The organism is Streptomyces sp. NPDC059874 (genome assembly GCF_042731135.1).
Classification (GTDB): domain Bacteria; phylum Actinomycetota; class Actinomycetes; order Streptomycetales; family Streptomycetaceae; genus Streptomyces.
In genome coordinates, this window is sequence record NZ_JBHWJY010000098.1 from 1 (window position 1) to 23,015 (window position 23,015).

At 71.1% G+C, this 23,015-nt stretch carries 25 protein-coding genes; 16 read left to right on the forward strand and 9 right to left on the reverse strand.

The features are described 5' to 3' along the window. Positions 1-91 precede the first annotated feature (91 nt). Both ACFV9H_RS36025 and ACFV9H_RS36030 read right to left on the reverse strand, forming a co-directional pair. Positions 92-511, reverse strand: coding sequence for a VOC family protein (locus tag ACFV9H_RS36025; RefSeq protein ID WP_385406961.1), 420 nt, complete (start codon positions 509-511; stop codon positions 92-94). A 28-nt stretch (positions 512-539) separates the two neighbouring features. Beyond that, positions 540-962, reverse strand: coding sequence for a helix-turn-helix transcriptional regulator (locus ACFV9H_RS36030; RefSeq protein ID WP_385406964.1), 423 nt, complete (start codon positions 960-962; stop codon positions 540-542). Between the two features lie 99 nt (positions 963-1,061). On the opposite strand from ACFV9H_RS36030, the gene argC reads away from it, so the two are divergent. The 6 genes from argC to ACFV9H_RS36060 are packed head-to-tail and all read left to right on the forward strand — an operon-like array spanning position 1,062 to position 6,733. Beyond that, positions 1,062-2,090 (forward strand): N-acetyl-gamma-glutamyl-phosphate reductase, encoded by a 1,029-nt coding sequence (gene argC / locus ACFV9H_RS36035; protein ID WP_385406967.1) that lies wholly within the window; start codon positions 1,062-1,064, stop codon positions 2,088-2,090. Further along, positions 2,087-3,259, forward strand: coding sequence for a bifunctional glutamate N-acetyltransferase/amino-acid acetyltransferase ArgJ (gene argJ / locus ACFV9H_RS36040; RefSeq protein ID WP_385406970.1), 1,173 nt, complete (start codon positions 2,087-2,089; stop codon positions 3,257-3,259). Before argC ends, argJ begins: the two co-directional genes overlap by 4 nt. Then, positions 3,256-4,164, forward strand: a complete 909-nt coding sequence (gene argB, locus ACFV9H_RS36045; protein ID WP_385406973.1) for an acetylglutamate kinase — start codon at positions 3,256-3,258, stop codon at positions 4,162-4,164. The genes argJ and argB overlap by 4 nt, the downstream gene beginning before the upstream one ends. Further along, positions 4,161-5,357 (forward strand): acetylornithine transaminase, encoded by a 1,197-nt coding sequence (locus tag ACFV9H_RS36050; protein ID WP_385406976.1) that lies wholly within the window; start codon positions 4,161-4,163, stop codon positions 5,355-5,357. Before argB ends, ACFV9H_RS36050 begins: the two co-directional genes overlap by 4 nt. 7 nt (positions 5,358-5,364) lie before the next feature. Next, a complete protein-coding gene (locus ACFV9H_RS36055; RefSeq protein ID WP_385406979.1) occupies positions 5,365-5,901 on the forward strand; it encodes an arginine repressor in 537 nt (178 codons plus the stop codon). 16 nt (positions 5,902-5,917) lie between these two features. After that, positions 5,918-6,733 (forward strand): hypothetical protein, encoded by an 816-nt coding sequence (locus ACFV9H_RS36060; protein ID WP_385406982.1) that lies wholly within the window; start codon positions 5,918-5,920, stop codon positions 6,731-6,733. On the opposite strand, the gene ACFV9H_RS36065 is transcribed toward ACFV9H_RS36060, so the two are convergent. The 3 genes from ACFV9H_RS36065 to ACFV9H_RS36075 are packed head-to-tail and all read right to left on the reverse strand — an operon-like array spanning position 6,720 to position 9,409. Further along, positions 6,720-7,406, reverse strand: a complete 687-nt coding sequence (locus tag ACFV9H_RS36065; RefSeq protein ID WP_385407044.1) for a L,D-transpeptidase — start codon at positions 7,404-7,406, stop codon at positions 6,720-6,722. The two genes, ACFV9H_RS36060 and ACFV9H_RS36065, sit on opposite strands and share 14 nt — an antisense overlap. Before the next feature lie 9 nt (positions 7,407-7,415). Further along, complete coding sequence (locus tag ACFV9H_RS36070; protein ID WP_385406985.1) at positions 7,416-7,997, reverse strand: pyridoxamine 5'-phosphate oxidase family protein; 582 nt, start codon at positions 7,995-7,997, stop codon at positions 7,416-7,418. A 5-nt stretch (positions 7,998-8,002) separates the two neighbouring features. Beyond that, positions 8,003-9,409, reverse strand: coding sequence for a HEAT repeat domain-containing protein (locus ACFV9H_RS36075; RefSeq protein WP_385406988.1), 1,407 nt, complete (start codon positions 9,407-9,409; stop codon positions 8,003-8,005). 161 nt (positions 9,410-9,570) lie between these two features. Between ACFV9H_RS36075 and ACFV9H_RS36080 the strand changes: the two genes are divergently transcribed. Both ACFV9H_RS36080 and argH read left to right on the forward strand, forming a co-directional pair. Continuing rightward, positions 9,571-10,764, forward strand: coding sequence for an argininosuccinate synthase (locus tag ACFV9H_RS36080; RefSeq protein ID WP_385406991.1), 1,194 nt, complete (start codon positions 9,571-9,573; stop codon positions 10,762-10,764). A gap of 93 nt (positions 10,765-10,857) precedes the next feature. After that, positions 10,858-12,285 (forward strand): argininosuccinate lyase, encoded by a 1,428-nt coding sequence (gene argH / locus ACFV9H_RS36085; RefSeq protein WP_385406994.1) that lies wholly within the window; start codon positions 10,858-10,860, stop codon positions 12,283-12,285. A gap of 55 nt (positions 12,286-12,340) precedes the next feature. On the opposite strand, the gene ACFV9H_RS36090 is transcribed toward argH, so the two are convergent. Beyond that, complete coding sequence (locus ACFV9H_RS36090) at positions 12,341-12,850, reverse strand: HAD domain-containing protein (protein WP_385406997.1); 510 nt, start codon at positions 12,848-12,850, stop codon at positions 12,341-12,343. A gap of 89 nt (positions 12,851-12,939) precedes the next feature. Here ACFV9H_RS36090 and ACFV9H_RS36095 point away from each other — a divergent pair, with 89 nt between their 5' ends. The 3 genes from ACFV9H_RS36095 (at position 12,940) to ACFV9H_RS36105 (ending at position 16,583) form a co-directional block, all read left to right on the forward strand. Beyond that, positions 12,940-13,488, forward strand: coding sequence for a TetR/AcrR family transcriptional regulator (locus tag ACFV9H_RS36095; RefSeq protein WP_385407000.1), 549 nt, complete (start codon positions 12,940-12,942; stop codon positions 13,486-13,488). Continuing rightward, on the forward strand, positions 13,488-15,038 hold the full coding sequence (locus ACFV9H_RS36100) for an MFS transporter (protein WP_385407003.1): 1,551 nt from the start codon (positions 13,488-13,490) through the stop codon (positions 15,036-15,038). Before ACFV9H_RS36095 ends, ACFV9H_RS36100 begins: the two co-directional genes overlap by 1 nt. 69 nt (positions 15,039-15,107) lie before the next feature. Beyond that, positions 15,108-16,583 carry a membrane-associated oxidoreductase gene (locus tag ACFV9H_RS36105; RefSeq protein WP_385407007.1) on the forward strand — a complete coding sequence of 492 codons (1,476 nt, stop codon included), beginning with the start codon at positions 15,108-15,110 and terminating at the stop codon, positions 16,581-16,583. A 10-nt stretch (positions 16,584-16,593) separates the two neighbouring features. Here ACFV9H_RS36105 and ACFV9H_RS36110 read toward each other — a convergent pair whose 3' ends face one another. Further along, entirely contained in the window at positions 16,594-17,361 is a 768-nt protein-coding gene (locus ACFV9H_RS36110; RefSeq protein ID WP_385407010.1) for a lysophospholipid acyltransferase family protein, read from the reverse strand. A 135-nt stretch (positions 17,362-17,496) separates the two neighbouring features. Between ACFV9H_RS36110 and ACFV9H_RS36115 the strand changes: the two genes are divergently transcribed. The 3 genes from ACFV9H_RS36115 to ACFV9H_RS36125 all read left to right on the forward strand — a co-directional run bounded on the left by ACFV9H_RS36115 (position 17,497) and on the right by ACFV9H_RS36125 (position 19,805). After that, positions 17,497-18,651: a glycerophosphodiester phosphodiesterase gene (locus ACFV9H_RS36115; protein ID WP_385407013.1), complete on the forward strand. Its 1,155-nt coding sequence runs from the start codon at positions 17,497-17,499 to the stop codon at positions 18,649-18,651. A 73-nt stretch (positions 18,652-18,724) separates the two neighbouring features. Continuing rightward, complete coding sequence (locus tag ACFV9H_RS36120) at positions 18,725-19,261, forward strand: RNA polymerase sigma factor (protein ID WP_385407016.1); 537 nt, start codon at positions 18,725-18,727, stop codon at positions 19,259-19,261. A 37-nt stretch (positions 19,262-19,298) separates the two neighbouring features. Beyond that, entirely contained in the window at positions 19,299-19,805 is a 507-nt protein-coding gene (locus ACFV9H_RS36125) for a GNAT family N-acetyltransferase (RefSeq protein WP_385407047.1), read from the forward strand. A gap of 79 nt (positions 19,806-19,884) precedes the next feature. Here the strand turns inward: ACFV9H_RS36125 and ACFV9H_RS36130 are convergent, their stop codons facing one another. Together ACFV9H_RS36130 and ACFV9H_RS36135 are read right to left on the reverse strand one after the other, a co-directional pair. Continuing rightward, positions 19,885-20,337: a hypothetical protein gene (locus tag ACFV9H_RS36130; protein ID WP_385407020.1), complete on the reverse strand. Its 453-nt coding sequence runs from the start codon at positions 20,335-20,337 to the stop codon at positions 19,885-19,887. After that, complete coding sequence (locus tag ACFV9H_RS36135) at positions 20,309-20,677, reverse strand: hypothetical protein (RefSeq protein WP_385407023.1); 369 nt, start codon at positions 20,675-20,677, stop codon at positions 20,309-20,311. Before ACFV9H_RS36135 ends, ACFV9H_RS36130 begins: the two co-directional genes overlap by 29 nt. 591 nt (positions 20,678-21,268) lie before the next feature. Here ACFV9H_RS36135 and ACFV9H_RS36140 point away from each other — a divergent pair. Next, positions 21,269-22,333: a methionine ABC transporter ATP-binding protein gene (locus ACFV9H_RS36140; RefSeq protein ID WP_385407026.1), complete on the forward strand. Its 1,065-nt coding sequence runs from the start codon at positions 21,269-21,271 to the stop codon at positions 22,331-22,333. Next, complete coding sequence (locus ACFV9H_RS36145; protein WP_385407029.1) at positions 22,330-22,998, forward strand: methionine ABC transporter permease; 669 nt, start codon at positions 22,330-22,332, stop codon at positions 22,996-22,998. Before ACFV9H_RS36140 ends, ACFV9H_RS36145 begins: the two co-directional genes overlap by 4 nt. The last annotated feature ends 17 nt before the right edge of the window (positions 22,999-23,015 follow it).

Consider the following 23,015-nt stretch of genomic DNA (forward strand, 5'->3'; position numbering starts at 1 on the left):
AGTACAAGGGCTTCCGCCCGGCACGCCGAGAGCACGCACCAGACGCCGCGGGGCCGCCCTTCGGGCGACGACGGGAATTTGACGACAGGGCCTAGGGCCTGCGCGGCTGGTTGAAGCGGAGCATGTTGCCGGCCGGGTCGCGGAACGCGCAGTCGCGCACGCCGTAGGGCTGGTCCACCGGCTCCTGGAGGACCTCGCCGCCCGCGGCCCGGATCTTCTCGAAGGTGGCGTCGACGTCGTCCGTCGAGAAGATCACCCCGCGCAGCAGCCCCTTGGCCAGCAGTTCCGCCATCGCCTGCCGGTCGGTCGGCGAGGCGTTGGGGTCGGCGAGCGGCGGTTCGAGGACGATCTCCACGTCAGGCTGCTCGGGCGACGCGACGGTCACCCACCGCATCCCCTCGAAACCGACGTCGTTGCGCACCTCCATGCCGAGGACGTCGCGGTAGAAGGCGAGCGCCTTGTCGTGGTCGTCGACTGCGATGAAGCACTGCGAGAGCTTGATGCTGTTCATGGATCCGAAGCTACGAGACGGCGTGGATTTACGCTTCTTCGATCCTGACCGGTTCGCCGGTCCGCACCGGACGCGTGTGGATCTTGGCCACGCACGCCGGGATCGCGGCGCCGGCCTCGTGTCCGCGTGCCCGGTACGCGCTCGGGCTCTCGCCGACCAGCTCCGTGAAGCGCGAGCTGAACGACCCCAGCGAGGTGCATCCGACGGCGAAGCAGACTTCCGTCACGCTCAGGTCGCCCCGGCGCAACAGTGCCTTGGCCCGCTCGACACGGCGGGTCATAAGGTAGCTGTAGGGCGTCTCGCCGTACGCGGCGCGGAAACTGCGGGAGAAGTGCCCGGCCGACATCAGGGCGACCGCGGCCAGCGCCGGGACGTCCAGCGGCTGTGCGTAGTCGCGGTCCATCGTGTCCCGCGCGCGGCGCAACCGTACGAGGTCGTCGAGCGATGTCACGCTCCCCAGGATCGCACGGCATCGCGGCACGAGGGCCACATACTCTTTGCATAAACGTGCGGCGATACGTATAGTCATGCCATCGATGAGGAGGGTCCGATGGTGGTACGTGTAGCGGTGGCCGGAGCGAGTGGATACGCGGGCGGTGAAGTCCTGCGCCTGCTGCTCTCCCACCCCGAGGTCGAGATCGGCGCGCTGACCGGCCACTCCAACGCGGGTGAGCTCTTCGGCAACCTGCAGCCGCACCTCGGGCCGCTCGCCGGGCGGACCCTGGAGGCGACCACCCCGGAGGTGCTCGCCGGACACGACGTCGTCTTCCTCGCGCTGCCGCACGGCCAGTCCGCCGGCGTCGCCGCCCAGCTCGGCGAGGACGTCCTCGTCATCGACATGGGCGCCGACCACCGGCTCAAGGACCCGGCCGACTGGGACGCGTTCTACGGCGGCACGCACGCCGGGACCTGGCCCTACGGCCTCCCCGAGCTGCCGGGCGGCCGCGCCGCCCTCGCGGGCTCCAAGCGCGTCGCCGTGCCCGGCTGCTTCCCCACCGCCGTCTCCCTCGCGCTGTTCCCCGCCTACCAGGCGCGGCTCGCCGAGCCCGAGGCCGTGATCGTCGCCGCCACCGGCACCTCCGGCGCCGGCAAGGCCCTCAAGACGAACCTGCTCGGTTCCGAGGTCATGGGCACGGTCACCCCGTACGGAGTCGGCGGCGGACACCGGCACACCCCCGAGATGGTGCAGAACCTCACCCCGCTCGCCGGGGAGCGGGTCTCCGTCTCCTTCACGCCGACCCTCGTCCCCATGGCGCGCGGCATCCTCGCGACCTGCTCCGCCAAGGCCCTCCCCGGCACCACCGCGGAATCCCTCCGCGCCGCCTACGAGAAGGCCTACGCGGACGAGCCCTTCGTCCAGCTCCTCCCCGAGGGCCGGTGGCCCACCACCAAGTCCGTCCAGGGTTCGAACGCCGTCCACGTGCAGGTCGCGTACGACGAGTCCGCCGGGCGCATCATCGCCATCAGCGCCATCGACAACCTGACCAAGGGCACCGCCGGCGGCGCGGTACAGAGCATGAACATCGCTCTCGGGCTCCACGAGAGCCTGGGTCTTTCCACGATCGGAGTGGCACCGTGAGCGTCACGGCAGCACAGGGATTCACGGCGGCGGGCATCGCCGCCGGGATCAAGGCGAACGGCAACCCGGACCTGGCCCTCGTGGTCAACAACGGCCCGAAGCTGGCCGCGGCGGGCGTCTTCACCTCCAACCGCGTCAAGGCCGCACCGGTGCACTGGTCCGAGCAGGTCCTGCGCGGCGGCACGGTCTCCGCGGTCGTCCTGAACTCCGGCGGCGCCAACGCCTGCACCGGGCCCAAGGGCTTCCAGGACACCCACGCCACCGCCGAGAAGGTCGCCGACGCACTGAACGGGTCGGGGCTCGGCGGGGACTTCAACGCCGGCGAGGTCGCCGTGGCCTCCACCGGGCTGATCGGCGTCCTGCTCCCCATGGACAAGCTGCTCCCCGGCATCGAGACCGCCACGGCCGCCCTGTCCGCGGACGGCGGCGAGGACGCGGCGATCGCCATCAAGACCACCGACACCGTGCACAAGACGGCCACCGTCTCGCAGGGCGGCTGGACCGTCGGCGGCATGGCCAAGGGCGCGGGCATGCTCGCCCCCGGCCTGGCCACCATGCTCGTCGTCCTCACCACCGACGCCGACCTGGACAGCGCCACCCTCGACCGGGCCCTGCGCGCCGCCACCCGCACCACCTTCGACCGGGTCGACTCCGACGGCTGCATGTCCACCAACGACACGGTGTTGCTGCTTGCCTCCGGCGCGTCCGGCCGGGTGCCGGCGTACGAGGAGTTCGCGGAGGCCGTACGGAAGGTCTGCGACGACCTGGCCCGCCAGCTGATCGGCGACGCCGAGGGCGCCAGCAAGGACATCCGCATCGAGGTCATCGGTGCGGCCAGCGAGGACGACGCGGTCGAGGTCGGCCGCTCCATCGCCCGCAACAACCTGCTCAAGTGCGCCATCCACGGCGAGGACCCGAACTGGGGCCGGGTGCTCTCCGCCATCGGCACCACCAAGGCCGCCTTCGACCCGGACCGGCTGAACGTCGCCATCAACGGCGTCTGGGTCTGCAAGAACGGCTCGGTCGGCGAGGACCGCGACCTGGTGAGCATGAAGGGCCGGGAGGTGTCCATCACCGCCGACCTGTCCACCGGCAACGAGTCCGCGGTCATCTGGGCCAACGACCTGACCGCCGACTACGTCCACGAGAACTCGGCGTACTCCTCATGAGCACTGCAAGGAAGCACACGGCGCTGCCCAAGGCGGAGATCCTGATCGAGGCCCTGCCGTGGCTCACCCGCCACAACGGCAAGATCATCGTCATCAAGTTCGGCGGCAACGCCATGATCGACGAGGCGCTCAAGGCCGCCTTCGCCCAGGACGTGGCCTTCCTGCGGCAGGCCGGCCTCAAGCCCGTCGTGGTGCACGGCGGGGGCCCCCAGATCAACGCCCAGCTCGACAAGGAGGGCCTGGTCAGCGAGTTCAAGGCCGGCCTGCGCGTCACCACCCCCGAGGCCATGGACGTCGTACGGATGGTCCTGGCGGGCCAGGTCCAGCGCGAGCTGGTCGGGCTCCTCAACCAGCACGGGCCGCTCGCCGTCGGCATGACCGGCGAGGACGCCCACACCATCACCGCCACCAAGCACAGCCCCGAGATCGACGGCGAGCTCGTCGACATCGGGCGGGTCGGCGAGATCACCGCCATCGACACCGGCGCGATCGAGGCGCTGCTGGCGGACGGCCGGATCCCGGTCATCTCCTCCATCGCGCGCAGCGCCGACGACCACCACGTGTACAACGTGAACGCCGACACGGCCGCCGCGGCCCTCGCCGCCGCACTCGGCGCCGAGACGCTGATGGTCCTCACCGACGTCGAGGGCCTCTACGCGGACTGGCCCAACAGCGACGAGGTCATCAGCCGGCTCACCGTCAGCGAGCTGGAGAAGCTGCTGCCCGAGCTGTCCAGCGGCATGGTGCCCAAGATGGAGGGCTGCCTGCACGCGGTGCGCGGCGGCGTCAGCACCGCCCGCGTGATCGACGGGCGGGTCCAGCACTCGATCCTGCTGGAGATCTTCACGGACGAGGGAATCGGCACGATGGTCGTGCCCGACGAGCGGCAAGGGGGAGCACAGTGACCGGCAACGAGGAGTATCGGGCCCGCTGGCAGGGGGCACTGACCAACAACTACGGCACCCCAGCGCTGGCCCTCGTACGCGGTGAGGGCGCCCAGGTCTGGGACGCGGACGGCAAGCAGTACACCGACTTCGTCGGCGGCATCGCGGTCAACGCCCTCGGCCACGCCCACCCGGCGATCGTCGAGGCCGTCACCACGCAGATCCAGAGCCTCGGCCACGTCTCCAACCTCTTCGCCTCCGAGCCGGTCGTCGCCCTCGGCGAGCGGCTGCTGCAGCTCTTCGGCCGGCCCGGCAAGGTGTTCTTCTGCAACTCCGGTGCGGAGGCGGTCGAAGCCGCTTTCAAGATCGGCCGGCTGACCGGGCGGACCCACATGGTCGCCACCAGCGGCGGCTTCCACGGCCGGACCATGGGCGCCCTCGCGCTCACCGGCCAGCCGACGAAGCAGGAGCCCTTCCTGCCGCTGCCCGGCGACGTCACGCACGTCCCGTACGGAGACGTGGAGGCCCTGCGGGCCGCCGTCACCGAGGAGACCGCGCTCGTCGTCATCGAGCCGATCCAGGGCGAGAACGGCGTCGTCGTGCCCCCCGCCGGATACCTGACGGCAGCCCGCGAGATCACCCGGGCCACGGGCACCCTGCTCGTGCTCGACGAGGTGCAGACCGGCATCGGCCGGTGCGGCCAGTGGTTCGAGCACCAGGCCCACGAGGGCGTCGAACCCGACCTCGTCACCCTCGCCAAGGGCCTCGGCGGCGGCCTGCCGATCGGCGCCGTCGCCGCCTTCGGAGCCACCGCGGACCTGCTCCAGCCCGGCCAGCACGGCACCACCTTCGGCGGGAACCCGGTTGCCTGCGCCGCCGGCCTCGCGGTCATCGACACCATCGCCGGCGAAGGGCTGCTCGACCGGGTCAAGGAGCGCGGCGAACGGCTGCGCTCCGGAATCGAAGCCTCCGGGCACCCGCTCGTCTCCCACGTCCGCGGCGCCGGTCTGCTGCTGGGTATCGTGCTGACCGAGCCGCTCGCACCCCGGGTGCAACTGGCGGCTCAGGACGCCGGCTTCCTGGTCAACGCGCCCGCCCCCGACGTCGTACGGCTCATGCCGCCGTTCGTACTGGCCGAGGCCGAGGTGGACGCGTTCCTCCGGGCACTGCCCGGCATCCTCGACGCAGCCCATGGGGACGGATCCGGAGAATGAGACGACGATGAGCCAGGCCCAGGACAACGAGCACGGCGGCCAGGCCGTCCCGCAGACCCGCACCGCCCGCCACCGCCGGATCGTGGACATCCTCAACCGGCAGCCGGTCCGCTCCCAGAGCCAGCTGGCCAAGCTGCTCGCCGACGACGGGCTGAGCGTCACCCAGGCGACGCTCTCCCGCGACCTCGACGAGCTGGGGGCTGTGAAGATCCGCAACACCGGCGGCGAGCTGATCTACGCGGTGCCCAGCGAGGGCGGCTTCCGCACCCCGCAGGCCCCGCTCGGGGAGTCGGCGAAGGAGGAGCGCATGCGGCGCCTCTCCGGGGAACTGCTGATCTCGGCGGAGGCGTCCGCGAACCTCGTGGTCCTGCGCACCCCGCCGGGGGCGGCCCAGTTCCTCGCGTCGGCGATCGACCAGGCCGAACTGCGGGAGATCCTCGGCACCATCGCGGGCGACGACACCCTGATGCTGATCAGCCGTGACCCGGAGGGCGGCCAGGCGCTGGCCGATCACCTGCTGCGTCTGGCGCAGAAGGAGAGCTGACCCCGATCCTGGGGTCATGACTCAACTTGCCGTGACGGGCGTGGTATCGGTGGTGGCGCTGCTCTGGTACGGGTACCTGGGCATCTGCTGGCGGCTGCGGGACATGGCCGAGGAGAACTCCGTCTCACTGTGGGTGGGGCGGACGCCGATCGACCCGTACCACGCGGAAGCCGTCGCCGCGGGAGCGGACGCCTCCGCGGACCGGGCGGCGGCGGCGACCCTGCTGCTCGACGGTCTGGTACGGATCGACGACCAGGGCCTCATGCATGCGACGCGCAAGGGCGAACTCCGTCAGCACACCGCCGAGCACCCCCTCCCGGCGGCCCTGCTCGCCGCCGTGCTCCGCGCCGGGCACGGCGTGGCGCTCGGCAAGCTGGACGGGGACGCCGAACTGGCGCAGCGGCGTACGGACTTCCTGCGCGCCGAGGACGCCAAGATCGCGGATTGGACCAAAGACCCGAAGGACGTCTGCCTGCGGTACGTGGCCGTGACCGCCGTGCTCCTGTCCGCGGTCTACGCCGCCCAGTTGTACGACCTGCAGGGCTCCGAGCCGCACGGGGCGCTGGAGTGGATCCTGGCCGGCGGCGTGTTCCTGGTCCTGTGGGTGCTGGTCGCCGTGCCGTTGGTCCGGGGCGTGCTGCGCGTCTGGCCCGAGCAACGCGACTGGTTCCGCATCCACTGCCAGGGGCTGAGGCACCCGTCACTGGAGGCGTTGGACGCGGAGCAGAGCCTGCGGCTGGCGCTGAGCGTCGGCTACCGGGAGTGGTGGGAGCGCCGCATGGAGGAGATCGAGGCGACCTGGGGCGACACGACAGGGCCTAGTACCGGGTGACGGCCAGGGCTCCGGACTCCGTGCCGATCGCGATGTGCGGGCGGCGCCTCGGATTCGCCCAGCGGAGGATCTCCCGCATCGCCCGCGCCGGTACGGACACGCAACCGGCCGTCGCGCCCTTGCCGTCGACGTGCAGGAAGATGCCCGCGCCCCGGCCGCGCACCGGCCGGTCGTAGTTGAAGGCGATGACCAGCGCGTGCGCGTACTGCTTCTCGTACGTGACCAGGTGCTCGGCCTCGCCCGGCGCGCAGTCCGCGGGCAGCGGCTCCACCCAGCGGTTGTAGGCGGCGGACCGGTTGTCCTGGCACCACCACGAACGGTCCGTCACCCGCCGGTACCGGTACTCCGTCCCGGCCGGCGCGCGGCGGATCCCGAAGGCGTAGGGGAGCGCGTACAGCCCCGTCGGCGTGGTGTTGGTGCCCTGCGTACGGGTCGCGCCCTCGGTCAGGCCGTTCGCCCCGAAGCGGGCGGGCGCGCTCCCGGCCTCGTACCAGTGCCCCGCCCGCCGGTCCCACCAGGTGAGTCGCCCGGTCGTGGAACCGGGCGCGGGCGCGACGGCGGTGATGAGCTGGCTGCCGCCGCCGGTGTCGGTGAGCCGGGCGGGCAGCGGGGGATGGCCCTGCGGAAGCAGGGCGGTCACGATCAGGGAGCCGGTGACGAGAGCGGTACGCAGCAGCACATGTCAGACGGTACGGGGCGGAAGGGGCAGGGGCAGCGCAGGCAGGCCGTCGACGCTGGTCCCGATGAACTCCTTCTTCTCGCAGTACTCGGCGAACTCCTCGTCCGTCTTGCGGCCGAAGTACTCCGCGTGGAGGGTGCGCTCGCCCTGGTACTCCATGAGGGGGACGGCGAAACCGCACACATCGGCGATCCGGCGGGAGCGGACGACGATGACCGCCCGGGCGGACGGCCCGTCGGCCTCGCCGAACAGCGCGATGAGCTCGGCCCAGCGCGGGTCGTCGCGGAAGACCGCCTCGCCGTCGCCGTGGATGCGCACGATGTTGGGCGGGCCGGAGAACGCGCACCACATCAGGGTGATCCGGCCGTTCTCGCGGACGTGGGCGATGGTCTCGGCGCCGCTGCCGCCGAAGTCGAGGTAGGCGAGGGTCTGTTCGTCGATGACGACGAGGGTGCCGGAGCGGCCCTTGGGGGACAGGTTGATGTGGCCGTCACCCGCGAGCGGGGCGGTCGCGGTGAAGAAGACCGGCTGCTCTTCGATGAACTTGCGGAGCCGGTCGTCTATGCGTTCGTAGAGCTTTCCCATGGTGATCAGTATCCATCTGTCGTGAATTCTCGTCGGGGCAGTCCGAGTTGTGAGCGCATCCAGTTCATCACCTGGTGACTGAAGAGGTGGGTGCAGCGGTCCAGCAGAACGCCCACCTCCGGGTCCCACATGGGCAGGGCTGGCGGCCGGCCGTAGGAGTAGAGACTCTGGATGCGCTGTGCGGCGAGTCGGCGCAGAACCGCGTCTTGGTCCGTCAGCAGTTCCACGGAGGCCCGCAGTCCTTCCACACCACCCCGGGCGTGCGCCAGCCGGTACGCGGCCAGCCGCAGGTGCGCCGGCCGGCCGGGCGCCATGCGGGCCAACAGCCAGTCGGCGGGCAGCTGCCCCGCCGAGGAGCACAGGCTCAGGGACGCCTCCCGGGCCACGGCCGGTGAGGGGTCGTCCAGCAGCGGCCGCAGCAGCGCGAGGTCGGTGACGTCGAGCAGCCGCAGCCCGCCCACGGCGGCGGCCCGGACCCCGCCGGCGGGGTGTTCCAGCAGGGCGCGCAGCAGCGGAGCATCCTCGCGGCGGCCGCACTCGGCGAAGCCCGTCACGGCGTACGGGGTCACCCGGGCCGGGTCCTCGACCAGTGCGCGGTAGCGGGCGTGCGGGTCGCCGCCGTCCTGGCGGACCAGCCACCGGGCGCAGGCCCGTACCTGGCCGGAGCGGTCGGCGAGGTACTCCACGGCCTCCGCCGCCCGCCCGGCCCCGCGCAAGGCGGTGACCCCGGCGGCCCGGACCATCGGGAGGTGCCCGGCCAGCAGGTCGTCGACCGCCGCGTCGTCCGGCCCGTCGGCGGCCATGGCCGCCAGCGCGGCATCGGTCCAGATGCTGCTCGCCACGGCGTCCTGCTCGGTACGGGCCCGTGCGGCGAGCTCCCGAACGTCGAACCGGCCGTCCTCCAGCGTGAGCCGGGCGGCGAACCGCCGGGTAGGCAGGTCGGCGCTGTCGCGCAACTCGGCCAGTACGCCCCCGGCCTCCTCGCCGCGCAGCACCGCCGAGAACAGCTCCAGCACCCAGACGCCCTGCTCGCGCCGGCCCAGCCGCATGACGAGCGGGGTCAGCAGGCGCAGCGTGCCCGCGGGGTCGGCGGCCAGTGCCCTGGTCAGGGCCGGCCGCGCGAGTGCGCGCACCGCGGGGACCCAGTCGGTGCAGCGGATCGCGACCAGGGGCAGCGGGGGGTTCGGGGCGTTGAGCGCGGCCGCCCGGATCCGCCCGTCGCGGTGGCACAGCCGCAGCGCGATGTCCGAGCCGCGGCCGGGCGCGTACTCCCGTATCGCGCGCTCGAAGGAGACCCAGACGTCCGGTCCGGCGTCCGGCCCCGGCGCCTCCTCGGTGGCGCCCTCCGCCTGCGCCAGCCGTTCTGCGGCTTCCCGCCCCGCGCGCATCTGCTGTGGCCGTCCGGTGTGCATGGGCCCTCCCCGTGGTGATCCCGCCCGATCGTAGGGCGCCCGGTGGCCCCACGCCTCTGATATACGGGCTGGTCAGTGCGCGTGACGAGGGCTCGATTGACGAAACATACGGAGTAGTGCATAGTTATGCCTGTCGTTGAATGCACCGTAAGGAGAAGCCCGTGGCCGAGCGCGTCGTACTCGCCTATTCAGGCGGACTGGACACGTCCGTCGCCATCGGCTGGATCGCAGAGGAGACGGGCGCGGAGGTCATCGCCGTCGCCGTCGACGTCGGCCAGGGCGGCGAGGACCTCGACGTCATCCGCAAGCGCGCGCTCGCCTGCGGTGCCGTCGAGGCCGAGGTCGCGGACGCCAAGGACGAGTTCGCCGACGAGTACTGCCTCCCGGCGATCAAGGCGAACGCCCTCTACATGGACCGCTACCCGCTGGTCTCGGCGCTCTCCCGGCCGACCATCGTCAAGCACCTGGTCGCGGCCGCCGACAAGCACGGCGCCTCGATCGTCGCCCACGGCTGCACCGGCAAGGGCAACGACCAGGTCCGCTTCGAGGCCGGCATCCAGGCCCTCGGCCCCGACCTCAAGTGCATCGCCCCGGTCCGCGACTACGCGATGACCCGCGACAAGGCCATCGCCTTCGCCGAGAAGGCCGACCTGCCGATCGCGACCTCCAAGAAGTCCCCGTACTCCATCGACCAGAACGTCTTCGGGCGCGCCGTCGAGACGGGCTTCCTGGAGGACATCTGGAACGCCCCGATCGAGGACATCTACGAGTACACCGCGAACCCGGCCACCCCGCGCGAGGCCGACGAGGTCGTCATCTCCTTCAAGGAGGGCGTCCCCGTCGCCATCGACGGCAAGCCCGTCACCGTGCTCCAGGCCATCCAGCAGCTCAACCAGCGTGCCGGCGCCCAGGGCATCGGCCGGATCGACATGGTCGAGGACCGCCTCGTCGGCATCAAGTCCCGCGAGGTGTACGAGGCCCCGGGAGCGATCGCGCTGATCGCCGCCCACTCCGAGCTGGAGAGCGTCACCGTCGAGCGCGAGCTGGCCCGCTACAAGCGGCAGGTCGAGCAGCGGTGGAGCGAGCTCGTCTACGACGGCCTGTGGTTCTCCCCGCTCAAGCGGGCCCTGGACGGCTTCATCAACGAGGCCAACCAGCACGTCACCGGCGACATCCGGATGACCCTGCACGGGGGCCGCGCCGTGGTCACCGGCCGGAGGTCCGAGGAGTCGCTGTACGACTTCAACCTGGCGACCTACGACTCGGGCGACACCTTCGACCAGTCGAAGGCCCAGGGCTTCATCGACATCTTCGCCCTCTCGTCGAAGATCGCCGCGCGCCGAGACCTGGCGTAACCCACCCGCATTACCAGGATCGCCTCCCCGTTACCTCCGCGGCGGGGAGGCGGTTTCACATCCAAAGTCATGCAGTCTTGAGGAGCAGTAGCTGTGAGCAGCAACAACGGTGACGTCCGGCTCTGGGGCGGCCGCTTCGCCGACGGCCCGGCCGAGGCCCTCGCGAAGCTGTCCGCGTCGGTCCACTTCGACTGGCGCCTCGCGCCCTACGACATCGCCGGTTCCCGCGCCCATGCCCGCGTGCTCCACAAGGCGGGGCTGCTCACCGCCGAGGAACTCGACCGCATGATCGCCGGCCTCGACCAGCTCGAAGCCGACGTCGCCGACGGTTCCTTCACCGGCACCATCGCCGACGAGGACGTGCACACCGCCCTGGAGCGCGGCCTGCTGGAGCGGCTCGGTGCCGACCTCGGCGGCAAGCTGCGCGCCGGCCGGTCCCGCAACGACCAGGTGGCCACCCTCTTCCGGATGTACCTGCGCGACCACGCCCGGACAATCGGCGGCCTGATCGCCGATCTCCAGGACGCGCTGGTCGGCCTCGCCGAGACCCACGCGGACGTGGCGATGCCGGGCCGCACGCACCTCCAGCACGCGCAGCCGGTGCTCTTCGCCCACCACGTACTCGCCCACGTGCAGTCCCTGTCCCGGGACGCCGAGCGGCTGCGCCAGTGGGACACCCGGACCGCGGTCTCCCCGTACGGCTCGGGCGCCCTTGCCGGATCGTCCCTCGGCCTCGACCCGGAGGCGGTCGCGGCGGACCTGGGCTTCGAGCGGGGCTCGGTCGGCAACTCCATCGACGGCACGGCCTCGCGCGACTTCGTCGCCGAGTTCGCCTTCGTCACCGCGATGATCGGGATCAACCTGTCCCGGATCGCGGAGGAGATCATCATCTGGAACACGAAGGAGTTCTCCTTCGTGACGCTGCACGACGCCTTCTCGACCGGGTCGTCGATCATGCCGCAGAAGAAGAACCCGGACATCGCGGAGCTGGCGCGCGGCAAGTCGGGCCGGCTCATCGGCAACCTGACGGGTCTCCTGGCGACCCTCAAGGCGCTGCCCCTGGCCTACAACCGCGACCTCCAGGAGGACAAGGAGCCGGTCTTCGACTCCTGCGACACCCTCGAAGTCCTCCTCCCGGCCTTCACCGGCATGATGGCCACCCTCACCGTCAACCGGGAGCGGATGGAGGAGCTGGCCCCGGCGGGCTTCTCGCTCGCCACCGACATCGCGGAGTGGCTGGTCAAGCAGGGCGTCCCGTTCCGGGTGGCGCACGAGGTGGCCGGCGAGTGCGTCAAGGTGTGCGAGGTGCTCGGCATCGAGCTGGACGAGCTCTCGGACGAGCAGTTCTCGAAGATCTCGGAGCACCTGACCCCCGAGGTCCGCACCGTCCTCAACGTCCCCGGAGCCCTGGCCTCCCGCAACGGCCGCGGCGGCACCGCCCCGTCCGCCGTCGCCGTCCAGCTCACCGAGCTGAAGGCGGACCTGGTCATCCAGCACGCCTGGGCGGCCCACAAGCAGTAACGGCGCCACCCCGAGGGGGCGGCCGGAGCACCGGCTCCGGCCGCCCCTTCGGCGTTCACGAGGCCCAGTCCGCCAACGTGTCGAAGTCCTCCCGCGTCAGCCCGATCTGCTCGTCGATCCGCATGAGCAGCGCCCGCGCCGGGTGACGCTGGTCGACGTACTCGTGGTCCATCGCCGTGATGTCGTCGTCGATCCAGGCGAACGGTCGCGTGCCCGCGTACTCCAGGACGTACTGCGTCTTCCAGAACGTGCCGCGCGGCGCCCGGCCGTGCATCACCGGCCAGTCGATGAACGGGAGCCTCGGCAGGCCCAGGGGCGGGCCTATCCAGTCGTTCGCCTCGTCCTTCCACGTCGTCGCCCAGACGAGCTCGTACGAGTCCGCGAGCGCGAGCAGCTCCGCGCCGTGGGCGTGGTTCAGCCAGACCCGCAGGGGCTTCGCGCTCTCGGCTTCGGTCCAGCCCGTCGGGCGCATCCGGTGCGTGCTGTACCCCTCGGGGCGGCGCTGGGCCTTGGCCGCGTAGGGGTTCAGAGGTCCGTCGACATCGATCAGCAGCAAGGGCTTCATCTGGGCATCCTTCCGTTCCGGCGGCCTCGGGGCAGCCTGTTTTCCTTCGGAATGAGACATTGACGTCTCATTCGGGTTATGCTTGTCTCATGGCCATGGATCGTGACCAGGTGCTCCGCGACGCGGCGGCCCTGCTCTCCCGGAAATCGACCGCCACGATGGACGAGGTCGCCCGCGCCGCGGGAATCGGGCGCGCGACCCTCCACCGGCACTTCGCCGGGCGCGACGCCCTCGTACGGGCCCTCGAAGAGCTCGGCATCCGGGAGTTCGAGGTGGCCTTCGACAACGCCCGCCTCGACGAGGGCAGCGCGATCGACGCGCTGCGCCGGCTCGTCGCGGAGTCGGAGCCCAACGCCGAGCTGCTGGCCTTCCTCGTCACCGAGAACCAGCTGTTCGAGGGCGACCAGATCAACGAAGGCTGGGAGCGGCTCGACGCCCGCGTCGGCGCGCTCTTCCGGCGAGGCCAGGAAGAGGGCGACATCCGCATCGACCTGAGCCCCGCCTGGCTCACCGAGGCCCTCTACGGCCTCATCGGCACCTGCGCCTGGGCCGTCATGGACGGCCGGGTCGCACCGAAGGACTTCCAGTACATGATCATCGAGCTGCTGCTCGGTGGCGCAAGACGGAGCGTGGAGTGATGAGCGGTACCAAGCAGTCGAGCCCGATCGAGGAGACGGAGGTCAAGAGCGGCGGCCGCGGGCGCTGGCTGGCGCTCTCCGTGCTCGTGCTGGCCGTGCTGCTGGTCGCGGTGGACGCCACCGTGCTCGGCCTCGCCACTCCCTCGCTCTCCGAGGACCTGGGGCCGTCCGGCACCCAACTGCTGTGGATCGGCGACATCTACTCCTTCGTCATCGCCGGACTCCTGGTGTCGATGGGCAGCCTCGGCGACCGCATCGGCCGCAAGAAGCTGCTCCTCCTCGGAGCCACCGCCTTCGGCGCCGTCTCCGTCCTCAACGCCTACGCGACCAGCCCCGAGATGATGATCGTCGCCCGGGCCCTGCTCGGCGTGGCCGGCGCGACCCTGATGCCGTCCACCCTCGCGCTGATCCGCAACATCTTCCACGACCCCAAGGAACGCAGCCTCGCCATCGGCATCTGGGGCGCGACCGCTTCCGCCGGCGCGGCCGTCGGACCGGTCGTCGGCGGAGCCCTGCTCCAGCACTTCTACTGGGGCTCGGTCTTCCTGATCAACCTTCCCGTGATGATCGTCCTGGTCATCGTCGGCGTCAAGCTGCTTCCCGAATCCAAGAACCCGGTCGCGGGCCCCTGGGACCTCGTCAGCGTCGGCCTTTCCCTCGTCGGTGTCATCGGTGTCGTCTACGCCGTCAAGGAAGCCGCCACCCACGGCCTGACCTGGGAGGTCGCGGCCACCGCGATACTCGGCGCGGCCGCCCTGTACGCCTTCGTGCGGCGCCAGTTCACCCTGCCGTCCCCGCTGCTCGACATGCGGCTCTTCCGGCACCGCGGCTTCTCCGGCGCGGTCCTCGCCGACCTGCTCACCGTCTTCGGCCTCTCCGGGCTGGTGTTCTTCCTCTCCCAGTTCCTCCAGCTCGTCCAGGGCCGTGACCCGCTGGAAGCCGGCCTCGCCGAACTGCCCGCCGCCATCGGCGCGGTGGCCACCGGTCTCGTCGCCGGCCGCTACGCCCGCAGGTACTCGGTGCGCGTCGTCGTGACCGGTGGCCTCGCCGCCATCGGCCTGGCCCTCGCCGCGCTGACCGTGCTCCACAAGGAGAGCGGATACCCGCTGCTCGGCGCCGCCCTGCTCGTCGTCGGCCTCGGTGCGGGCTTCTCCTTCACCGTCACCGCCGACGTGATCCTCTCCAGCGTGCCCAAGGAACAGGCCGGTTCGGCCTCCGCCGTCTCCGAGACGGCGTACGAACTCGGCGCCGCCCTCGGCATCGCCCTGCTCGGCTCCATCGTCACCGGCGTCTACCAGGGCTTCACCGCCCCGGCCTCCGTCGCGGGCCCCGTGGCCGACGCCGCGCACGAGTCCCTCGGCGGAGCCGTCGAGGCGGCCAGGACGCTGGATCCGGGCACCGCGGGGCAGATGGTGGGCGCCGCCCAGGAGGCCTTCGTGGACGGCCTGCGGCTCGCCTCCGGAGTCGGCGCCGCCGTGCTCCTGGCCACCGCCGTGGCCGCCTGGTTCCTGCTGAAGGGGCAGCGGCTCCAGGACGGCGTCGAACACTGACGTCCCGACAGCGGGTGGTGCCCCGACCGGAGTTGACAGTTCGTCGAACCGCGGGACACCATCCCGGCGATGGAGATCAACGACCTGACCCCGGCGGAGCGCCGCGTATGGGACGCCTTCCCGCGCGGTGAGGGCGTCGACTTCCGCGAACACGCCGACGAGACCGGAGCCACGGGTGAGACCTGGGGCCCCGAGCGGACCGTGCGCGCCGAAGTGCTCACCGCCCTCCTGCTGGCCGGGCCCAACGTCGGGGGACAGGTCGCCGGGCTCAACATCCGGGGCGCCCGGATCACCGGCAAGCTGAACCTCAGGTACGCCGTCGTCGAGCACCCGATCCGGCTGCGCGCCTGCTGGTTCGAGCGCAAACCCCTGCTCTACGGAGCCAACCTGCGGTACTTCGTGGTCAATGACTCGACGCTGCCGGGTCTGACCGCCGACTCCGTCAGCGTCGACGTCGCGCTCAAGCTGTCGTGCTGCCGGATCACCGGACCCGTCCGGCTCGCCGGGGCGCGGATAAGGGGCGGCCTCTTCCTGCGCCGGGCCGTCATCGGCACGCCGACGACCGGAGAGGAGGTGCAGGAGCCCCTGCTCCAGGTCAACCACGTCGACATCGGCACCGACGTCATCGCCATGGAACTCACCGTCCACGGCCAGACCCGGATCAACGGCACCACCGTCGGCGGCCAGATCAACCTCAACGACGCCCGCCTCTTGGCCCCCGGTGGCATCGCGCTACACGCCGAGAACCTGAGCGTCGGCACCGACCTGCGGGGCCACCGGCTGGAGTCCCAAGGCCTCTTCAACCTCACGGGCTCCCGAATACCGGGCCAGCTCTACCTCGGCCGCGCCGCTTTCAGCAACCCCGACGGGGTCGCCCTGCGTGCCTCCAGCTGTGTTGCCGGCGAGGTGTGGCTGAACTCCTGCGACACCATCCGCGGCGGGGTGAACCTGCGCCGCTCCCAGTTCGAGATGCTGCACATGCCGCCGGAGACCTGGCCCGAGCAGATCCGCATCGACGGGCTCAGCTACCGCACCCTCGCCCCGCACCTCCCCGCCGAGGAGCGGCTGCCGGCCCTGGAGCGCGAGGAGTCCGGCTACCTCCCGTACGCCTACGAGCAGCTCGCCGCGGCCTACCGCACGGCGGGCGACGAGGCGGCCGCCCGGACCGTGCAGCTCGCCAAGCTGCGTCGGCACCGCCGCACCCTGCCCCGGCACGCCCGGTTCTGGGGGCTGCTCCAGGACGTCACCGTGGGCTACGGCTTCCGGCCGCTGCGGGCGGCGGGCTGGCTGCTGGCCCTGCTGCTCATCGGGTCGGTCTCGTACGGGATCCACCCGCCGCGCGAGCTGAAGGCGGGGGAGGCGCCGGAATTCAATCCGGTCTTCTACACGATCGACCTGATGCTGCCGATCATCGGCTTCGGGCAGGAGCAGGCCTTCGCGCCGGACGGCTGGTACCAGTGGCTGTCGTACGTGCTGATCGTGACCGGCTGGATCCTCGCCACCACGACGGCGGCGGGCGTCAGCCGGTCACTCCAGCGGCAGTGAGGCGGCGGGCTCAGGCGGCCTTCGCCTTGGTGGCGTACATGTCCACGTACTCCTGGCCCGAGAGCCGCATGACCTCGGCCATCACCGAGTCGGTGACGGCGCGCAGCACGTAGCGGTCGCGATCCATGCCCTCGTAGCGGGAGAACTCCATCGGCTCGCCGAAGCGGACGGTGACCCGGCCCGGGCGCGGCATGCCGGCGCCGCCGGGCTGGAGCTTGTCGGTGCCGATCATCGCGAACGGGACCACGGGGGCGCCGGTCATCAGCGTCAGGCGGGCGATGCCGGTGCGGCCGCGGTAGAGCCGGCCGTCGGGGGAGCGGGTGCCCTCGGGGTAGATGCCGAAGATCCGGCCCTCTTCGAGGATGCGGCGGCCGGTCATCAGGGCCGCGACCCCGCCGTTGGCTCCGTCACGGTCGACCGGGATCATGCCGGCGCCGGTGAAGAACCAGGCCATGAGCCGACCCTTGAGGCCCTTGCCGGTGACGTACTCGTCCTTGCCGATGAAGTGGACCGTGCGGTCGCACACCAGCGGCAGGATCATCGAGTCGATGAAGGTGAGGTGGTTGCCCGCCAAGATCACCGGTCCGGAGCCCGGAATGTTCTCGATGCCCTCCACGCGGGTGCGGAACATCAGGCGCATGACCGGTCCGACAGTGGCTTTGATGAGGCGCGTACGGAACAACGTGGGCCCTCCGGCATCGAAAAGCGGTTCTCGCACCCACCTCGCGGCGGTAGTGCAGGTGAGGACGATACTCGCGGGTCGACGCTGATCGCACATCGGGTTCACGCATCGGATACGCAGTGTTGACGCACGTTTCCGCCATGTTCCCCGCGCGCCCGCCCGACGGACACGTCCGCGTGCCTACGATCGGCACGCGGTTTCGGGCCTTTTCACGAGCGGGGAGTGGCACTCATGACGCAGGGTGGGGCAGCGCGGCGCACGGTCCTGGGGGCGGCCGTCCTGGCAGCGGGAGGCGGTATCGCCGGGCTCTCGGGGGGATCGGCCTCGGCTTCCGAGAACGGGGCGGGCCACCGGGAACTCCCCTACCCGACGGTGATCGGGCACCGGGGGGCCAGCGGTTACCGGCCGGAGCACACCCTCGGCTCCTACCAGCTCGCCCTGGACCTGGGCGCCGACGTCATCGAGCAGGACCTGGTCCCCACCCGCGACGGCCACCTGGTCTGCCGGCACGAGAACGAGATCGGCGGGACCACCGACGTCGCCGACCACGCCGAGTTCGCCTCCCGGCGCACCACCAAGTCCGTCGACGGGGTCTCCGTGACGGGCTGGTTCACCGAGGACTTCACCCTCGCCGAGCTGAAGACCCTGCGCGCGAAGGAACGTATCCCCGCCCTGCGCCAGCGCAACACGCTCTACGACGGCCAGTGGACCGTGCCCACCTTCGAGGAGGTGCTCCGCTGGGCCGACCGCGAGGGCAAGCGGCGCGGCAAGCGGGTCTGGCTGCACGTCGAGACCAAGCACCCCAGCTACTTCCGCGCGCTCGGCCTCGGCCTGGAGGAGCCCCTCGCCAAGCTGCTGCGCCGCTACGGTCGCGACGGCCGGGGCGCCCCCCTCTTCCTCCAGTCCTTCGAGCCCTCCAGCATCCAGCGGCTCTCCCGGCTGGTCTCCGCGCCCCGCGTGGTGCTGCTCTCCGCCGCGAGCACCCGCCCCTGGGACTTCGAACAGGCCAAGGACCCCCGTACGGTCGCGGACCTGGTCAAGCCCGAGGGACTGAAGTGGATCGCCGGCTTCGCCCAGGGCATCGGCCCCACCATGGACCTGATCCTCCCGCGCACCGCGGACGGCAAGCTCGCCGCCCCGACCACCCTGGTCAAGGACGCCCACGCCCAGGGGCTGCTGCTGCACCCCTACACCGCGCGCAACGAGAACAACTTCCTGCCTGCCGAGTACCGCAAGGGCACCGACCCGACCGCGTACGGGGACGCCCTCGGCGCCTTCAAGACGTACTTCGAACAGGGCATCGACGGCATCTTCACCGACAACCCGGACACCGGGCTGCTGGCGGCGGAGGCCTTCCGTCCGGGCCGACGCCCCGTCAACCGCTGAGCGGAGCTTCCCGTACGAGTGGGCCGGGCCCGGTGGGGAAACCACCGGGCCCGGCCCACTCGTCCCGCCCGGCATGGACCTGCTGAACGAACTGGGCCCGCTGCTCTCCGCCGAAGCGGCCGCGGAGGCTCCGGGTACCGGAGTGGACGCGGCCGATCTGGAACAAGCCGTCTGGGTCAGGCTGCTGGAGCAGGGGGAACGCACCCCCGATCCGGCCGAGCCGGCCCGCTGGCTGCGCCGGGCGGTGCGCGCGGAGGCCCGCCGCGCCCGGCGCCGCGCGCGCCGAGAGATCCCGTATGACCACCGTCGTCACTCCGTGGACGGCCACCACCCCCACGGTTCACCGGTCGCCGCCGAACCGGAGGACGCCCTTCTGCACGGGGAGGAGAACCGGGCCCTGCGATCGGCCGTCGCCCGATTGCCCGGACGGTGTCCCGAGCTGATGAAGGCACTTCTTTCGCCCAGAGACCTCACTTACCGTGAAATCGCAGGAGAGTTGGGTATCTCACAAGGAAGTTTGGGGCCCGTCCGTTCCCGTTGCCTGGGATGTCTGCGCAGAATGCTGGCTGCAGAGGTTGCGGCTCCTGGCCTGTGGGGAAAGGAGCGGTAGACCAATGGGCTACCAGGTGAGCGGGAGGCATGCGCACATGGGCATGAGCGTGACCATTTCGGCGGCGGCTGCCGAGGACGCTGAGCAGATCTTCAAACTGCAGTACCTGGCCTTCCAGCGCGAGGCCGAGCTGTACGGCAACTACCTCATCCAGCCGCTCACCCAGTCCCTGGACTCCCTCAAGGAGGAGCTGGCGAAGGACACCGTCCTGGTGGCCCGGCTCGGCGACGAGGTGGTCGGCACCGTCCGCGGCAACGTCGACGAGGAGGGCACCGGCAAGATCGCCAAGCTCTGCGTCCACCCCCGCCTGCAGGGTCACGGACTCGGCGCCCGCCTGCTGCGCGCCGTGGAAGAGGCCCTCACGGGCCACGCCGGCACCACCCGCTTCCGCCTGCACACCGGCCACAAGAGCGAGTCCAACCTGCGGCTCTACCGGAAGGCGGGCTACACCCAGGTCGGCGGCCGCACCGCCTCCGACGGCGTGCAGCTCGTGATCCTGGAGAAGGACGCCAAGGACGCGACCGACTTCGCCGTCAGCGCGTAGCCCCCGGCCGGGGAGCTCGGCGGAACCCGGAGCGTCGCGGTCGCCGGGCCGGGCCGAAGCCCGGCACCCCGGCCCGCTTTCAGCGCTTGCGCAGCCAGAGCATCCCGGTGATCGGAAGGATCACCGGGATGAACAGGTAGCCCATCCCGAAGCTCGACCACACGGTCGGCTCGGGGAAGGCCTCCGGGCGGACCAGGGTCCACGTGCCCACGACCAGTACGCCGGTCAGCTCGGCGGCGCAGCACAGCAGCGCCGCCCGGCGGGCCGTCTCCCCGCCCCGCACCAGCGAGTACGTGATGAACGCGTAGACGAGCGCCGCCACCGCGGACAGCGAGATGGCCAGCGGCGCCCGGTCGAACTGGGTGGAGATCTGGTAGGCCGAGCGCGAGAGCGCGCCCACCACCATCACCCCGTACAGCCACACGAGCAGCAGCCCGGGGCCGGAGACCAGCCGCCCGCGCCCGGCGGGAGCGGGCGTCGTCGGTTCCGTGGTGTCCGTCGTGTCAGGCACCGGGAGTCCCCCAGATGTCATAGAGCCGTACTTCGAGGACGGCGAGCACGAACGCGCCCGCGGCCACCGTCACCGAGCCCCACTTGGTCCGCTCGGTGAGCGAGAGCATCCCGGCGGCCGGCACCGCGGCGAACGCGCCCACCAGGTAGGCCACGAAGATCACCTTGCCCTCGTCGGGCTTCTCGCCCCGGGCCAGCAGGACCAGGCCGATCACCAGCTGGGCCAGGACCAGTACGGTCACCACGGCCATCCCGATGAAGTGCCAGTCCTTGGTCGGCTGGTCCCGCCATGCGGCGTGGCCGCACCAGGCGGCGAGGGCGAGTGCGGCCACGCCGATGGCGACCGTCAGGGCGTCGAGCATGCTGCGAGGGTATTACGGGCCGAAAGACCCGAGACGCGCACCCCTGTCACCACCGGGGCGGCCGCCCCGCCGCGGCCGGCCTCGCGGCCGGTACGGGGGCCGTGGCGTTGACCACAACGCACACCGCGGCCGAACTCGACGCGGACGCGGTCGTACGGGACCCGTCCGCCGTGTCGGTGCAGGTGACCGACGGGCTTCTACCCCTTGGGACGGATGGCTGGGTCCGACCGACGCCGTCCGGTATGCGGCCGAAATCCGTCCGCTATCCGGACATCGTTGATCGGTGAAGCGACATGTCTGCTTTACTTGGGCCCATGACCACGACGAGCAGCCGCACCCTTGCGACCGAGGCGACGATGACGCCCGGTGCTCGTTGTATGTGTCGAATGCGCGCCTTCTGAGGGCCCCCTTCCGCAAGCCTCGCGCCCCGAAGCGAGACCGGCCGAGCCTGTCCACCCATCCCGGACCGCTCCTGCCCCGCGCACGCCGAGACCATCGATTCATCCTGGTTTCAGCCGCATCGCGTCCCCAGATGATTGCCCCGTGCACGGCACCCGCACGCGCCGTGCACTCGACAGCGACGGAATTCCTGTGATCACCACATCGGGCCTCACGAAGGTCTACCAGTCCCGTGACCGCGAGGTCACCGCCCTGGACGGCGTCGACCTACACGTCCGCCAGGGAGAGGTCTACGGAGTCATCGGCCAGAGCGGCGCCGGCAAGTCCTCCCTGATCCGCTGCGTGAACCTGCTGGAGCGCCCCACGACCGGCACCGTGACCGTCGACGGCGTCGACCTCACCGCGCTCGCAGGCAGCGGCCGCCGCGCCGGAAAGGAGCTCCGCGAGGCCCGCAGCCGCATCGGCATGGTCTTCCAGCACTTCAACCTGCTGTCCTCGCGCACGGTCCAGGGCAACATCGAGCTGCCCCTGGAGATCCTCGGCGTCCCCGGCCGCGACCGCTCCCGCAAGGCCCTCGAACTCCTCGACCTGGTCGGCCTCGCCGACAAGGCCAAGGCCTACCCGACCCAGCTCTCCGGCGGCCAGAAGCAGCGCGTGGGCATCGCCCGCGCCCTGGCCGGCGACCCCAAGGTGCTGCTCTCCGACGAGGCCACCAGCGCCCTCGACCCCGAGACCACCCGCTCCATCCTCCAGCTGCTGCGCGACCTCAACCAGCAGCTCGGCCTCACCGTCCTGCTCATCACGCACGAGATGGACGTGGTCAAGTCCGTCTGCGACTCGGCCGCCCTCATGAAGCGGGGCCGGATCGTCGAGTCCGGCACCGTCGCCGAGCTGCTCGCCACCCCCGGCTCCGAGCTCGCCGGCGAACTCTTCCCCGTCACCGGCTCCGCGACCGGACCCGACCGCACCGTCGTCGACGTCACCTTCCAGGGCGACGCGGCCACCCAGCCGGTCATCTCCCAGCTCTCGCGGACGTACAACATCGACATCTCGATCCTCGGCGCCGCGATGGACACCGTCGCCGGCAAGCAGATCGGCCGGATGCGCATCGAGCTCCCCGGACGCTACGAGGACAACGTGGTCCCGGTGGGCTTCCTGCGCGAGCAGGGCCTCCAGGTCGAACTCGTCGAAGGCGGCGAGAGCGCCGACGGCCTGGCGGACGAACTCGCCGCACTGGTCAAGGATGGTGCCAAGTGACCTGGTCCGAGATGCAGCCCCTGCTCACCCAGGGCACCTACGACACCCTCTACATGGTGTTGTGGTCCACCCTGGTGACCGTCCTCGGCGGACTGCCCATCGGCATCCTGCTCGTCCTGACCGACAAGGGCGGCCTCCTGCAGAACCGGCCGCTCAACAAGGTCCTCGGCGTGATCGTGAACATGGGCCGCTCGCTCCCGTTCATCATCCTGCTGATCTTCCTGATCCCGGTCACCACGGCGATCGTCGGCACCTTCATCGGCCCCACCGCCATGATCGTCCCGCTCGCCATCGGCGCCATCCCCTTCTTCGCCCGGCTCGTCGAGACCGCCGTCCGCGAGGTGGACCACGGCCTGATCGAAGCGGTCGAGTCCATGGGCGGCGGCATCCCCACCCTGGTCGGCAAGGTGCTCCTCCCGCAGGCCCTGCCCTCCCTGGTCGCCGGCGTCACCACCACCGTCATCACGCTGGTCGGCTACTCGGCGATGGCCGGGGCCGTCGGCGGCGAAGGGCTCGGCTCCAAAGCCATCACCTACGGCTTCCAGCGCTTCGAGACCGGCTTCATGCTCGCCACCGTCGTCGTCCTGATCGCCATCGTCACGGTGATCCAGCTGATCGGTGACGGCGTGGTTCGCCTCCTGGCCCGCCGCGGCCGGACAGCCTGAACAGAACTTTTCCCCCA

What these genes read in the sequence shown, in the direction of transcription:
- ACFV9H_RS36120 (WP_385407016.1), top strand. Translation starts at nt 18,725, where the DNA reads ATGGACCTGCTGAACGAACTGGGCCCGCTGCTCTCCGCCGAAGCGGCC.
- ACFV9H_RS36100 (WP_385407003.1), top strand. Translation starts at nt 13,488, where the DNA reads ATGAGCGGTACCAAGCAGTCGAGCCCGATCGAGGAGACGGAGGTCAAG.
- ACFV9H_RS36025 (WP_385406961.1), bottom strand. Translation starts at nt 511, where the DNA reads ATGAACAGCATCAAGCTCTCGCAGTGCTTCATCGCAGTCGACGACCAC.
- ACFV9H_RS36105 (WP_385407007.1), top strand. Translation starts at nt 15,108, where the DNA reads ATGGAGATCAACGACCTGACCCCGGCGGAGCGCCGCGTATGGGACGCC.
- ACFV9H_RS36130 (WP_385407020.1), bottom strand. Translation starts at nt 20,337, where the DNA reads ATGACATCTGGGGGACTCCCGGTGCCTGACACGACGGACACCACGGAA.
- ACFV9H_RS36060 (WP_385406982.1), top strand. Translation starts at nt 5,918, where the DNA reads ATGACTCAACTTGCCGTGACGGGCGTGGTATCGGTGGTGGCGCTGCTC.
- ACFV9H_RS36090 (WP_385406997.1), bottom strand. Translation starts at nt 12,850, where the DNA reads ATGAAGCCCTTGCTGCTGATCGATGTCGACGGACCTCTGAACCCCTAC.
- ACFV9H_RS36055 (WP_385406979.1), top strand. Translation starts at nt 5,365, where the DNA reads ATGAGCCAGGCCCAGGACAACGAGCACGGCGGCCAGGCCGTCCCGCAG.
- argB (WP_385406973.1), top strand. Translation starts at nt 3,256, where the DNA reads ATGAGCACTGCAAGGAAGCACACGGCGCTGCCCAAGGCGGAGATCCTG.
- ACFV9H_RS36135 (WP_385407023.1), bottom strand. Translation starts at nt 20,677, where the DNA reads ATGCTCGACGCCCTGACGGTCGCCATCGGCGTGGCCGCACTCGCCCTC.
- ACFV9H_RS36125 (WP_385407047.1), top strand. Translation starts at nt 19,299, where the DNA reads ATGGGCATGAGCGTGACCATTTCGGCGGCGGCTGCCGAGGACGCTGAG.
- ACFV9H_RS36115 (WP_385407013.1), top strand. Translation starts at nt 17,497, where the DNA reads ATGACGCAGGGTGGGGCAGCGCGGCGCACGGTCCTGGGGGCGGCCGTC.
- ACFV9H_RS36075 (WP_385406988.1), bottom strand. Translation starts at nt 9,409, where the DNA reads ATGCACACCGGACGGCCACAGCAGATGCGCGCGGGGCGGGAAGCCGCA.
- ACFV9H_RS36070 (WP_385406985.1), bottom strand. Translation starts at nt 7,997, where the DNA reads ATGGGAAAGCTCTACGAACGCATAGACGACCGGCTCCGCAAGTTCATC.
- ACFV9H_RS36110 (WP_385407010.1), bottom strand. Translation starts at nt 17,361, where the DNA reads ATGTGCGATCAGCGTCGACCCGCGAGTATCGTCCTCACCTGCACTACC.
- argC (WP_385406967.1), top strand. Translation starts at nt 1,062, where the DNA reads ATGGTGGTACGTGTAGCGGTGGCCGGAGCGAGTGGATACGCGGGCGGT.
- ACFV9H_RS36095 (WP_385407000.1), top strand. Translation starts at nt 12,940, where the DNA reads ATGGCCATGGATCGTGACCAGGTGCTCCGCGACGCGGCGGCCCTGCTC.